The sequence below is a fragment of the Asticcacaulis aquaticus genome (assembly GCF_028550415.1).
Taxonomy (GTDB): domain Bacteria; phylum Pseudomonadota; class Alphaproteobacteria; order Caulobacterales; family Caulobacteraceae; genus Asticcacaulis; species Asticcacaulis aquaticus.
On sequence record NZ_JAQQKX010000017.1, the window covers coordinates 61,572 to 74,050 of the forward strand.

Genomic DNA, 12,479 nt, shown 5'->3' on the forward strand with positions numbered 1-12,479 from the left:
AGTGCCAGATCGCCAAATTCAAGGCTTTTACAGCGCTCGCCAGCCGATATCCGTTCTAAAAAATCCCATCGGCCAGTCGATTTTTGCAATCGCCGCATAGGCCGCATCGCGGGCTTCCTGCAAGGTCTTGCCACGCGCGCAGACGTTCAGCACGCGCCCGCCATTGGCCGCCAGACGCCCGTCGTCGAGACGCTTGGTGCCCGCATGGAACACGCTGACGTCCGGGCCGAAGTCCTGCTCGGCGCCGCGGATGATCGAGCCGCCCAGCGGGCTGTCGGGATAGCCCTGCGCCGCGAACACCACGCAGACGGCGGCATCCGAATGCCATTCCGGCTCCGGCAGGTCGCGCAGACGCCCCGTGGCGGCGGCCAGCAGATACGGCACGATATCGCTCTTCAATCTGAGCATCAGCACCTGACATTCCGGGTCACCGAAGCGAGCATTATATTCGACCAGCCGCGGATTGCCGTCCTCGACCATCAGGCCGGCATAGAGGACGCCCTTATAGGGTACGCCCTCGGCCTTCATGCCGCGCATGGTGGGGCCCAGAATATCGCGCTTGGTGATCTCCAGTAGTTCCGGCGTCACGATCGGTGCCGGGCTATAGGTGCCCATGCCGCCCGTATTCGGCCCCGTGTCGCCATCAAAGGCACGCTTGTGATCCTGTGCATAGCCGAACAGCATGGCCGTTTCACCGTCGGCGATGGCGAAGATCGAGGCTTCTTCCCCGGTCATGAACTCTTCGATGACCACGGTTTTCGAGGCCGCGCCATAGCGGCCACCGAACATGGCCTCGACCTCGGCATAGGCGTCCTGAAGATCGGGCGAAATCGCCACGCCCTTACCGGCGGCCAGACCGTCGGCCTTGATGATATAGGGCGGCTGATACGACTTGAGGAAGGCCTTGGCCTCCCACTCGTCGGTGAAGGTCTCGTAATCGGCGGTCGGGATATTGTGGCGCTTGCAGAAATCCTTGGTGAAGGCTTTCGACGACTCAAGCTGCGCGGCCTTTTGCGACGGACCGAAGCACGGGATATTGACCCGCGCCAAGGCGTCAGCGATGCCTTCGGCCAGGGCGGCTTCGGGACCGACCACGACCAGATCGGCCTGAATCGACAGGGCCAGCCCGACGAGGTTTTTCACGTCGGTGACCTTGATGTCGTGGATCTCGCCCAGCTCCGACATGCCGGGATTGCCCGGCGCGATGGCCAGACGCTTGACCAGCGGCGAGCGACGGATTTTCCACGCGAGGGCGTGTTCGCGGCCGCCCGAACCGATCAGCAGAATGTTCATGGGGGTGGATTCCGTTACGCAAGGCGTTTGGTCAAGCGGAATTAGCGCCCCGGGCGAAAAAACATGGTTACAGCGTCAGATTGGCCAGCCGCGTCAGTTCCTTAACGTGCGCATCGAAGGCCTTGCGCCCGGCAGGCGTAATCGACAGCCAGGTCCGTTGACGCCCCATCGTGGTGGCTTTGCGCACCTTCACATAGCCTGCGTCCTCAAGCTGTTTGAGGTGCTTTGACATCACGGAATCGGAGACACCGACCCCGTCACGCAGCACGGCGAATTCCGCTTCGTCGACCGAGGCCAGCAAGGCGCAGATCTGGAGGCGACCCGCGGCATGGATAACCGGATCCAGCATCGGCGGCGCAATCATAAGAGCGCTTCCATTTCAGCGCGATAAACCCGGCGCCATAGGCGTGATCCGGTTAGGGCGACGGCAAAACCGACAAGCCCCGCCACCGGGGCGACCCATGCCGGACCGCCTTTGTATCCGATCCACAGAACGAACAACACCAAAGGCGTAATCACCGCACCCAATCCAACGGCGACCCAGCGGGCGCGACGGGGACTGAAGCCCGTGATACGCACCCCGGTGATCCGCGTCCACTTGACGAATACCGCCGCCAGCAAAACCAGCAGCCCCCCCATCAGCGGCATTCGCATGACCAGCGGCAGAACCTGAACCACGATTAAACTCCCGACCAGCACGGCATAAATCAGATCATATGACCAGCCATAGCGATTAACCCCGGCCACCGCGGCCATACGCCCCGCCCGCAAGGCGTCGAGCGCGTCCCTATCCGAATTGGTCATGACAAGACCATCACTTTCCATAATGGAAACTTACCATCACTTTCCAAATCGTCAAGTTATAATTTTCCACTATGGAAAGTTACATTGAGGGCTAGGCAAGCGTCCCTCGATGCGCAATAGTCAGACAAATAACAAAAGGGAGCCCTTCATGACCATCCATCGCCGCGCCCTGTTCGGTGCGCCCGCCCTGCTCGCTGCCGCCGCAAGCCTGCCCGCTCAGGCCGCTGAAAAGCCGGGCCTGCGCGCCGCCAAGCCTCCAATGGGCTGGAACAGCTGGAACTCCTTCGCCACCACCCTTACCGAGGCGCAGGCGCTGGAAACCGCGCAGATCATGGCCGATAAGCTGCTGCCTTTCGGATACGACGTCTTCACGGTGGATATTCAGTGGTATGAACCCAATGCCACCGGCTACGACTATCGCGACAAGGCCGATCTGGCCATGGACGGCTATGGCCGCCTCCTGCCCGCCCCGAATCGCTTCCCGTCGGCGACCAATGGCGGCTTCAAGATACTGGCTGATAAGGTGCATAAGCTGGGCATGAAGTTCGGTGTCCATATCATGCGCGGCATCCCGCGTCTGGCCTATGAAAAGAACCTGCCGGTACTGGGCACCAAATATACCGCCCGCGACGTCGCCAATCCGAACTCGGTCTGTACCTGGAACACTGACATGTACGGCGTCGACATGTCGAAGCCCGGCGCGCAGGCCTATTACGACTCGGTGTTCAAACTGTTCGCCGAATGGGGTGTCGACTTCGTCAAGATGGACGATATGAGCCGCCCTTATGCCAACAACTGGGCCGAAATCGAGGGCGCGCAGAAGGCCATCGCCAATTCGGGCCGTCCGATGATCCTCAGCCTGTCGCCCGGGGAAGCCAATCTCGAATGGGGCGTCCATGCCCAGAAATACGCTCAGATGTGGCGTATCTCGGACGACTTCTGGGACGAGTGGCGGCTGTTGAAAGATCAGTTCAAGCGCTTGGAAAACTGGAATTCTTTCCGCAAACCCGGCGCATGGCCGGATGCCGACATGCTGCCGCTGGGGCTTCTGGCGCTGGGCAAGCGCAAGACCAAGTTCAATCGCGACGAACAGCAGACCCTGATGAGCCTGTGGTCCATCGCACGGTCGCCGCTGATCATGGGCGGCGATCTGCGGGCGCTGGACGAGCCGACGCTCAAATTGCTGACCAATAAGGAGATTCTGGCGCTCAATCAGGACAGCCAGAACAATCGCCCGGTCTCCAACGACGGTGAAAAGGTCGTCTGGACCGCAGATACCGCCGACGGCAAGGGCAAGTATCTGGCGCTATTCAATATTTCGGATCACCCTCTGGTCGTCGAACAGAAGCTGAAAGCCATCGACGCCCCGCAGAAAGCCCGCGTAACAAACCTGTGGACAGGCGCGGTCAGCGACGCCGACACCACCCTGTCGCTGGAATTGCGCCCACACGCCAGCGCGGTCTTTAAATTAAGCTGATATGCACATAATTGAAGATGATTGATGACAGGGGACCATCTTGAAAGTCTGGTATAAAACGCTGCAAGGTATGAGGCTGATCAGCCTCATACTTTTGTTATATATGGCCTTCATTGCAGGCCTGAATGTATGGCGGTTTGGCATTGGACGGCTGTGGCAGCCAGAATTTCTTCGTATATTTGCTATAGATCTGATCTTTGTTTGCGGAGTTTGGCTCGTTCTATATTTAATTGTGGCGGCAACCTATATTTTCAAATCAAGAACGAAACCTCGTCGTCCTCGAAATCTGACGAAATAGTAAGCCTGTAATGACAGGCCTACCACGACACCGCCGACGATTTCGGCATCCGGTCGAGCGGCTTCATCGACCGCGCCAGCCGCTTGAGCAGGACCAGATTGTCGAACGGCTTGGCGAGGTAGTCCTTCGCCCCCAGTTCCACCGCGCGGCGCACGTCCTTGCTTTCGTGCCGCGCGGTCAGAACGATCGTCGGCACCTCTTTCAGGTCGCCGCGGCGCATGGCGAGAAAGGTGAAGCCGTCCATTTCGGGCATAGACAGGTCGAGCAGAATGGCATCGAGGCCCGCCGGATCGGGGATATCGAGCGCCTCCATGCCGTTACAGGCGACGACGACGTCGATGCCTGCGCGGCTTAAGACCGTCTGGATAAACAGGCGCACCTCGGCATCGTCCTCAACGACCAGAACGCGACGGCGGCGGGTATCGTATCCCGAAACGATTCCGCTTTTGACTACTGACATAGGCGCATGAACTCCAGTTCCGCCGGCAGGGCGAGGTCGAGCGCCGCCGTCAGGGCCGCCGGATCGACCGGTTTGGTAAGTATTTCGGCAAACAGGGGTTTTGTCCCCTGCCATACGGTGTCCTGCGCAAAGGCGCTGAGGGCGACGATGGGGGTGGCGGCATTGAAGATGCACTGCTCCCGGATCGTCCGCGCCGCCGTCACGCCGTCCAGCACCGGCATGTGAACGTCCATCAGGATCAGGTCGAAGGCCTGGGTCATGCTGGCGGCAACCGCCTCGGCGCCGTTCGACGCCTCGCACACCGCGCCCGCCCGTCCGGCCAGAAGCGCGCGCAGCATCTGACGCATATGCGGATGGTCGTCAGCGATCAGTATATTGAGATGGCCCTGTTCCGGCGCCGCGTCGATCAGGACCGCTTCCGGCGCAGCCAGCGCTTCGGTCGGAAACTCCAGCCAGAAGCAACTCCCCTCGCCCTCGACCGACTCGACGCCCATCCGGCCATTCATCAGGCGGCTGATCTCATGGCAGATGGCCAGACCGAGGCCGGAACCGCCGTGCTGACGGTTGATGCTGTGGTCGGCCTGCGAAAAGCGGCGGAACAGACGCGTCTGCTGCGCCTCGGTAATGCCGGGCCCCGTGTCGCGCACCTCGATACGCAGCATCAGGGGCTGATCGGACACCGCCGCGACCCTTATCCGGACATCCCCCTGCGCCGTGAATTTGCAGGCATTGCCGATGAGGTTGTACAGCACCTGATTGAGACGCACATCGTCGGTCAGGACGTGCTCCGGGCAATCGGGGGCGTAGTCCAGATGCAGGCCCAGTCCCTTGGCACGGGTCTGAACGGCGAATTGCCCGCAGGTCTCTTCGACCAGATCGCGCAGATCGGTCGGCTGCGGATCGAGCACCACCAGCCCGGCCTCCAGCTTGGCGAAGTCGAGCACGTCATTGACCAGACCCAGCAAGGCCTTGCTGCCCTTTTGCAGTCGTCCGACAAAGCCCTTCGCCTCTTCGGACAGGCCTTCAGTCTCGCTCAGCAGGTTGGAATAGCCGATGATGGTGGTCAGGGGCGTGCGGATTTCATGGCTCATATTGGACAGGAAGTCCGATTGCGCCTGAGCATAGGTTTCGGCGGCGATCTTGGCTTCGGTCAGCATGTCCTCGATCAGGCGCTGTTCCGTCACGTCCTGAAACACGCCGAACAGCGCGACCGGCTTGCCCGTCTCGTCGCGTTCGACTGAACCTTCGGCGATAACGTTACGCAACTGACCGTCGGTGCGGTACATCCGCGCCTCGAACTTGAACGGCCGGCCCTCGATCATGGCGGCGCGCAGCATCCGTTTGATCATCGGCCAGTCGTCGGGATGGTAGCGCAACTCGCTGTCGGCCATGTTCGGCGTATAGGTCTTCGGATCGAGCCCCTGAATGGCATAAACGCCGCGCGACCACTGCACCGTCTGGTAGGCGATATCGACGCTCCAGTAACCGACGCCGGCGATCGCCTCCATCATCTCCAGCTTCTTTTGCGTTTCATCATGCTTCTGGATGACCTGACGCTTGACCAGCCCGTCCTTGCGCATGGCCATCATGGCCGAAATCGTCGCGGCCAGCGCCGTCAGACGGCGAGCTTCGGTCAGGCCGAAATCGTGACGCGGTTTAGTGTCGATGACGCACAGCGTACCGACCAGCACGCCATCAAAGCGCACCGGCGCACCGGCATAGAAGCGGATACCGGGATCGCCCGTGACCAGATCGTTATCCTTGAAACGCGCGTCCTGCGTCGCGTCCGGCACGATCATCACCGCGTCGTTACGGATAGCGTATTCGCAAAAGGCCACGTCGCGCGAGGTTTCACAGACCTCAAGCCCGACGCTCGACTTGAACCACTGACGCTCGGAATCGACCAGCGACACGGCGGTGATCGGCACCTCGAACAGCTCCGCCGCCAGCCGCGTCACCTCGTCGAACCGGGGGTCCGGCTCGCTGTCGAGGATGTCGAGCTCGCGCAAGGCCCGCAGGCGCAGGCTTTCAGGATCGGTCAGGGGGGCAGACAGCATGGACGATGTACTCCGGCACTCTGCCGTCCTTGATGCCACAACAGGCTGAATCCCCGGTTAAGGCCGCTTCAGAATGGACACTCCCCTTGCCAGGGCTTAAAACGCGTCCATGTCCGATGACCTTCTCGCCACCGTCGATTCGCAGTCAAACAACCCGCCGTGGTCGGTGTCCGAACTGGCCGGTGCGCTCAAGCGCACTATTGAGACCGCCTACGACCACGTCCGCGTCCGCGCCGAAGTCTCCAAGGTCACGCGCCACGCCTCCGGCCACGTCTATCTGACGCTGAAGGACGACCGCGCCGCCATAGATGGCGTCGTCTGGAAGGGCAATGTCAGCCGCCTCAAGGCCCAGCCACAAGCCGGTTTGGAGGTCATCGTCACCGGCAAGCTGACCACCTTTCCGGCCTCGTCGAAGTACCAGATCGTCATCGAGAGCATGGAAGCCGCAGGCGTCGGCGCGCTTCTGGCGCAGTTGGAGCGCATCAAGGCGAAACTTCATTCGGAAGGTTTGTTCGAGCGCGAACGCAAGAAACCTCTGCCGTTTGCCCCAAAGACCATCGGCGTCATTACCTCGCCGACCGGGGCGGTTATTCGCGATATCCTTCACCGCATCCGCGACCGCTGGCCGTGCCGCGTCGTCGTCTGGCCCGTCGTGGTGCAGGGCGATACCGCCGCCGGTCAGGTGATCCATGCCCTGCGCGGCTTTCAGTCCGGCGAAGCTCCCAAACCCGACGTCATAATCGTGGCTCGGGGCGGCGGCTCGGTCGAAGATCTTTGGGCGTTCAACGACGAAAATCTGGCCCGTGCTGTCGCCGCCTGCACAATCCCGGTGATTTCCGCCGTCGGGCACGAAACCGACACCACCCTGATCGACTACGTGTCCGACCGCCGTGCGCCCACCCCCACCGGGGCCGCCGAAATGGCCACGCCGGTGCTCAGCGAACTGCGCGGCTTCCTGCTCGATCTGGAGCGCCGCCGCATCGGCACCTTCGCTCAGACCATGCGCTCGCGGCAGGAGAAGCTGGCGCTTTTGTCGCGCACCCTGCCCAAACCGCAGGACCTGATCGACAATGCCCAGCAACGGCTCGATTACGTCAGCCATCGCCTCGGCGGCGGGCTGCTGAAAAACCTCAATGCGCACGACAATGCTTTTGGCCGTGTCTCGGCGCGCTTTCAGCCGCACCTGCTGGAGCGCCCGCGCGCGCAAAAGGTCGACCGTGTGGCGCAACTGTCCGAGCGCGCCACCGTCGCTCTGACGCGCGGCGTGGACCGCCATAACCGTGATTTCAGCCGGGTAGCCGCGCGCCTCACACCGGCCCTGCCGCTGCGCCCGCTCGATCTGAAACGCGACGCGCTCGCGCAGGTCACCGCGCGCCTTGAGGCCGCCATGACCCGCCGCGTCACCGTTAGCACACAGCAGGCGCGTCTGCCGCAGCTTGAGACCCGAATGACCACCGCCTTCGACCGGCTACTGGCCCTGAAATCCGAGCGCGTCAAACGCCTCGATCAGGTGCGCGTCAGCCTCGATCCCGACCGGCCGCTGAACCTCGGCTTTGCCCGCGTCAACCGCAAGGACGGCGCGCTGATCACCTCGCCGGACGGCGTCAACGCGGGCGATGCGCTGGAACTGACCTTCAAGGGCAACCGGACGCTGGATGTGGTGGCCACGGACGGTACCGCGCCGCCGAAACCGACCGCCGCGCCCGCCCCGAAACCGCGCGTGACACCAAGGCTGCCGGAACAGGGGTCCCTGTTTTAACCCTTGATCCGACAGGGCCCTGCGCCTATGTTAGGCCTATGAATATGCACGCCAAACCCTCCCTGCCCGATCAAGCCGTCCTGCACTATGGCGACGGCGAATACGCCGTCATGCGTCCGGGTAAGTTCGTGATCTGCGCCGTGTCCGGCAAGCAGATCCCGCTGGAGGCTCTGCGCTACTGGAATCCCCGCACGCAAGAGGCCTATGCCGGCCCGCAGGAAGCCACCGCGCAATGGAAAAAGCTGAACGGCCAATAAGCCGCAGAGTCATCGTCGCTGGTTTAGGCCTCCTACCGGGCCTCGCGGTCGCGCAGCCCCGCCCCTACGGCGCGACGTGGACGCGCACCCTGACCGGAGCGTTCAGCCTGACCGGCAAACTCGTTCAGGGCGGCTACGCCATAGGCAATGCCTCGCCCCGACGGGAGATCAGCGTCGATGGCACCCCGCGCGGCCTGACCTCGGCCGACGGCAGTTTCGTCATCGGTTTCGACCGCGATGCGCCGCAAATGGCCCGTGTCGAGATCGCCGGTGACGGGCGGATGGACTTCGAAATCACCCGCACTCCCTATGATATTCAGCGTATCGACAACCTGCCGCCCGATCAGGTCACCCCGACCGATCCGGCGCTTCTGGAGCGCATCGCCCGCGAAAAAGACCTGAAGACCGCAGGGTTTGCCCACCGCGAGGACGCCGACTGGTTCCGCAAGGGTTTCACCTGGCCGCTGCGCGCCTTCCGCGTCTCGGGCACGTTCGGCAATCAGCGCATCCTCAACGGCATCCCCAAAAGCCCGCACTACGGCTTTGACATGGCCGCCCCCGAAGGCCTGCCGGTCTATGCCCCCCAGACGGCGCGCGTCGCCCTGGCCGAACCCGACCTGCATTTCGAAGGCGGCCTGATCCTGCTCGATCACGGTCAGGGCCTGATTTCCATGTATCTTCACCTTTCAACCTTGACGGTTAAAAAAGACGATATCGTCCATCAGGGGCAGATGATCGGTCAGGTCGGCGCCAAAGGACGCGCCACGGGACCGCACCTGTGCTGGCGGCTGAAATGGCGCGACCGCGCCCTGGACCCCAGCCTGTGGGTTTAAAAACGGCCTGAGGAAAACCGTACGTATACGTACGGCAGATTGGTGCACATAATACCGCATCCTATTTTTTCACACTTGCGATAAATAACAATGATACAAAGCGTAAGCCCATATTATAAAAGCTGTTTTATGATTCCTTAGGATTTCGCAACGCACAATCCGTTCGCAGTTTTTGCTTGATATTGGCCGGACTTCATCGTAACAGCGCTACGAAGAGATGCAGGTTGATAAAAGCAACGCCGTTGCCTGATATGGGCGCGTACCGATGGCGATGATCGGATATTCATTCCCTATGGCGGATTACGGTACTTTAAAAATACTTCTGGTTGAGGACAACCAGCATATGCGTTCCATCGTCACGGCCATCCTCAAGGGATCGGGCATTCGTGACGTCCGCGAAGCGAAGGACGGCGCCGAAGCCTTCGACGTGCTGAAGCAATATCCCGCCGACATCGCTCTGGTCGATTTCAACATGTTCCCCATCGACGGCGTCGAATTCACGCGGATGCTGCGCAAATCGAGCGATTCGTCGAACCCCTACCTGCCCGTCGTCATGATCACCGGCCATTCGGAACGCTCGCGCGTCGTCGAAGCCCGCGACGCCGGGGTCAACGAATTCGTCGTCAAGCCGCTGACCGCCCGCGCCCTCTTAAGCCGCCTCGATGCCGTGGTCATGCGTCCGCGTCCCTTCATCCGCTGCCAGACCTATTTCGGCCCCGACCGCCGCCGCAAGGGCGACGGCAGCTATGCGGGCCCCTATCGCCGCGCCACCGACGGCATGCTGTAGGCGGTTAATAAAGGTTAACAATTTCTTGGCGATATCGCCAAATCATCCCATAGTGGCATCCACGTGTATCCGGCGGGTGATTCGCCCGGCCGTTTTGATGGGAAGCCGTCCCGATGGGAAAACTGACCTCCGCCCTGCTCATGGGCGCTTATCTGCTTCTGTCGCTGAGTGCGGCCATGTGGCTCTATGTCAATGGCTCGGACGTCGGTGCCTGCATCGCGGCGGCGCTGGGGACTTTGGGGGTGACCTTCGCCCTGCATAATTTCGTCAATCAGTTCCTTTCCGAGCGCCGCCTGTCGAAGGAAATCGACCTCGTGCGCGACGCCCATCGCCTGATGGTCGAGGCCATCGACAATACGCAAAAGGATATGGTCGAGCTGGCTGATCGCGTTCAGCATCAGCGCGTGGGCCGTACCGACGAACTGACGTCCGAAGTGAAGATGCTGGAAAACCTCGTCCTGAAACTGGGCGAGAGCATCGAGGAGCGCCTCGCCGACTGGCGCGCCGGTCCGGCCCAGATTGCCGCCCCGCAAGGTGCGCCCCTTTCCCGTCGCGAACAGCAGGCGCTCGCCCTCATCGAAACCGTGCGCGAGGCCCTGATTGAGAACCGCGTCGACCTCTATCTGCAACCGGTCGTCTCTCTGCCCCAGCGCAAGACGATCTTTTACGAGAGCTTCTCGCGCCTGCGCGACGTGACGGGCCGCGTCCTGATGCCGGCGGAATATCTGTCGGTGGCCGAGCCCGAAGGCCTGGTGCCATCGATCGACAACCTGCTGCTGTTCCGCTGCGTGCAGATCGTCCGCCGCCTCGCCAAGCAGGACCGTCGCATCGGCATCTTCTGCAACATTTCGCTGACCAGCCTGCGCGACGAGGTCTTCTTCCCGCAGTTTCTCGAATTTCTCAATGAAAACCGCGATCTGGCCGACTCGCTGATCTTCGAGCTGGGGCAGGACGCCTTCGCCTCGCGCGGCGCGCTCGAAGCCCGCCATATGGCCAAGCTGGCCGATATGGGGTTCAAGTTCTCGATCGACAAGGTTTCGACGATCGACTTCGATCTTCAGGACCTGCAACGCTCCGACGTGCGCTACGTCAAGATCGGCGCCAACCTGCTGCTCGACCAGTTGCTCAGCGTCGAGGGCAAGCCGGCGCTGAAATTCCTGCGCGACATCCATGCGGGCGACTATGCCAGCCTGCTGGCGCGCTACGGCATCGAAATCGTCGCCGAAAAGGTCGAGAACGAACGCCAGGTCGTCGATATCCTCGAAATCGAGATCGCCTATGCGCAGGGCCACCTGTTCGGCGAACCGCGCGCCATCAAGGAACAGGTGCTTGCCGAGACCGCGCCGCCCGCCGGTTTCGTCAAGGCCACCCTGCCCCAACGCCGCCGGGCTTAAGGACTGGCGTCATTATACCAATATCGCTAAAGGGAGGGAGATTACGCCCTCCCTTTTTGTTTGTCCGGAAACTGCCATGACCACGCCCCAGCTTCTCAGCCACCTGTCCGACGTCGCCGATCAGTACGACGCCGTCTTCTGCGACATCTGGGGCGTCATCCATAACGGCAAGTGGCACTTTCCCGAAGCCTATGCGGCGCTGAAAGCCTTCAAAGCCTCGGGCAAGCCGGTCGTCCTGATCTCCAATTCACCGCGCCCGTGGGACGGCCTGCAAAAGCAGCTCGCCGATCTGGGCGTCCATGATGACGCCTTCAGCGCCATCGTCTCGTCCGGCGACGCGACGCGGACCTTCCTGACCGAATACGCTTTGCAAGGCTCGGCCTGGGTCATTGGGCCTGACCGCGACCTGCCGCTTTATGAAGGCCTGAACGTCAATCGCAGCGGCACGCCGGAGAGCGCCGCCTTTATTTCGTGTACAGGGCTGTTCGACGACGAAAACGATACGCTGGAGCAGTACCACGCCGATCTTAAGGCCGCCGCCGCGCGCGGTATCCCGATGATCTGCGCCAATCCCGACCGCATTGTTCAGCGCGGCGATCAGATCATCTATTGCGCCGGGACGCTGGCCGACATCTATATGACCTTCGGTGGCGAAGTGATCATGGCCGGTAAGCCCTACCCGCCGATCTACGACCTCTGTTACCGTGCGCTGGACAGCCTGACCGGCAAAGCGGTTGATAAATCGCGCATCCTCGCCATCGGCGACGGCTTGCCGACCGACGTGCTGGGGGCCAATGGTCAGGGACTCGATCTGCTGTTCATTGCTGCCGGCATCCACGCGGCCGAGGCGACCGGCGAAGACGGCGTGCTCGATCCGAACCTGCTGACCGCCGTCCTGGTGGCGCAGAACGCTCAGGCCAAATATATCGCGGGGGCACTGGCCTAGGTTTAAAACCTAATCATCCTATTGATTTAAGGTGCAAACATTGATTCTCTTCGTTTATTCGAGGAGATAAGCTATGGCTCATGAGTTCTGGCTTAGTGACGCGCAATGGTCGGC

The 12,479-nt window shown here is 61.6% G+C and carries 12 protein-coding genes; 7 read left to right on the top strand and 5 right to left on the bottom strand.

Annotated elements, in window-relative coordinates; translation table 11 throughout:
- Positions 1-27: 27 nt before the first annotated feature.
- The 3 genes from purD to PQU92_RS16785 all read right to left on the bottom strand — a co-directional run bounded on the left by purD (position 28) and on the right by PQU92_RS16785 (position 2,097).
- Positions 28-1,293 carry a phosphoribosylamine--glycine ligase gene (gene purD / locus PQU92_RS16775; protein WP_272749426.1) on the bottom strand — a complete coding sequence of 422 codons (1,266 nt, stop codon included), beginning with the start codon at positions 1,291-1,293 and terminating at the stop codon, positions 28-30.
- 67 nt (positions 1,294-1,360) lie between these two features.
- Positions 1,361-1,657 (bottom strand): winged helix-turn-helix domain-containing protein, encoded by a 297-nt coding sequence (locus PQU92_RS16780; protein WP_272749427.1) that lies wholly within the window; start codon positions 1,655-1,657, stop codon positions 1,361-1,363.
- A complete protein-coding gene (locus tag PQU92_RS16785) occupies positions 1,654-2,097 on the bottom strand; it encodes a hypothetical protein (RefSeq protein ID WP_272749428.1) in 444 nt (147 codons plus the stop codon). Before PQU92_RS16785 ends, PQU92_RS16780 begins: the two co-directional genes overlap by 4 nt.
- 148 nt (positions 2,098-2,245) lie before the next feature.
- Here PQU92_RS16785 and PQU92_RS16790 point away from each other — a divergent pair, with 148 nt between their 5' ends.
- Positions 2,246-3,574, top strand: coding sequence for a glycoside hydrolase family 27 protein (locus PQU92_RS16790; RefSeq protein WP_272749429.1), 1,329 nt, complete (start codon positions 2,246-2,248; stop codon positions 3,572-3,574).
- Between the two features lie 317 nt (positions 3,575-3,891).
- Here the strand turns inward: PQU92_RS16790 and PQU92_RS16795 are convergent, their stop codons facing one another.
- Together PQU92_RS16795 and PQU92_RS16800 are read right to left on the bottom strand one after the other, a co-directional pair.
- On the bottom strand, positions 3,892-4,332 hold the full coding sequence (locus PQU92_RS16795; protein ID WP_272749431.1) for a response regulator: 441 nt from the start codon (positions 4,330-4,332) through the stop codon (positions 3,892-3,894).
- Positions 4,323-6,389: an ATP-binding protein gene (locus tag PQU92_RS16800; protein ID WP_272749432.1), complete on the bottom strand. Its 2,067-nt coding sequence runs from the start codon at positions 6,387-6,389 to the stop codon at positions 4,323-4,325. The genes PQU92_RS16795 and PQU92_RS16800 overlap by 10 nt, the downstream gene beginning before the upstream one ends.
- A gap of 109 nt (positions 6,390-6,498) precedes the next feature.
- Here PQU92_RS16800 and xseA point away from each other — a divergent pair, with 109 nt between their 5' ends.
- From xseA to PQU92_RS16830, 6 genes are all read left to right on the top strand, one after another.
- Entirely contained in the window at positions 6,499-8,148 is a 1,650-nt protein-coding gene (gene xseA / locus PQU92_RS16805) for an exodeoxyribonuclease VII large subunit (protein ID WP_272749434.1), read from the top strand.
- A gap of 38 nt (positions 8,149-8,186) precedes the next feature.
- Positions 8,187-8,405, top strand: a complete 219-nt coding sequence (locus PQU92_RS16810; RefSeq protein WP_272749435.1) for a DUF2093 domain-containing protein — start codon at positions 8,187-8,189, stop codon at positions 8,403-8,405.
- Positions 8,381-9,238, top strand: coding sequence for a M23 family metallopeptidase (locus tag PQU92_RS16815; protein WP_272749436.1), 858 nt, complete (start codon positions 8,381-8,383; stop codon positions 9,236-9,238). The genes PQU92_RS16810 and PQU92_RS16815 overlap by 25 nt, the downstream gene beginning before the upstream one ends.
- Positions 9,239-9,530: 292 nt before the next feature.
- Complete coding sequence (locus PQU92_RS16820; protein ID WP_272749437.1) at positions 9,531-10,025, top strand: response regulator; 495 nt, start codon at positions 9,531-9,533, stop codon at positions 10,023-10,025.
- Positions 10,026-10,138: 113 nt separating this feature from the next.
- The gene (gene tipF / locus PQU92_RS16825; RefSeq protein WP_272749438.1) at positions 10,139-11,419 is read left to right on the top strand and encodes a flagella assembly cyclic-di-GMP phosphodiesterase TipF; all 1,281 of its coding nucleotides are present in this window, start codon (positions 10,139-10,141) and stop codon (positions 11,417-11,419) included.
- Positions 11,420-11,495: 76 nt separating this feature from the next.
- Positions 11,496-12,365: a TIGR01459 family HAD-type hydrolase gene (locus tag PQU92_RS16830; protein ID WP_272749439.1), complete on the top strand. Its 870-nt coding sequence runs from the start codon at positions 11,496-11,498 to the stop codon at positions 12,363-12,365.
- Positions 12,366-12,479: the final 114 nt, after the last annotated feature.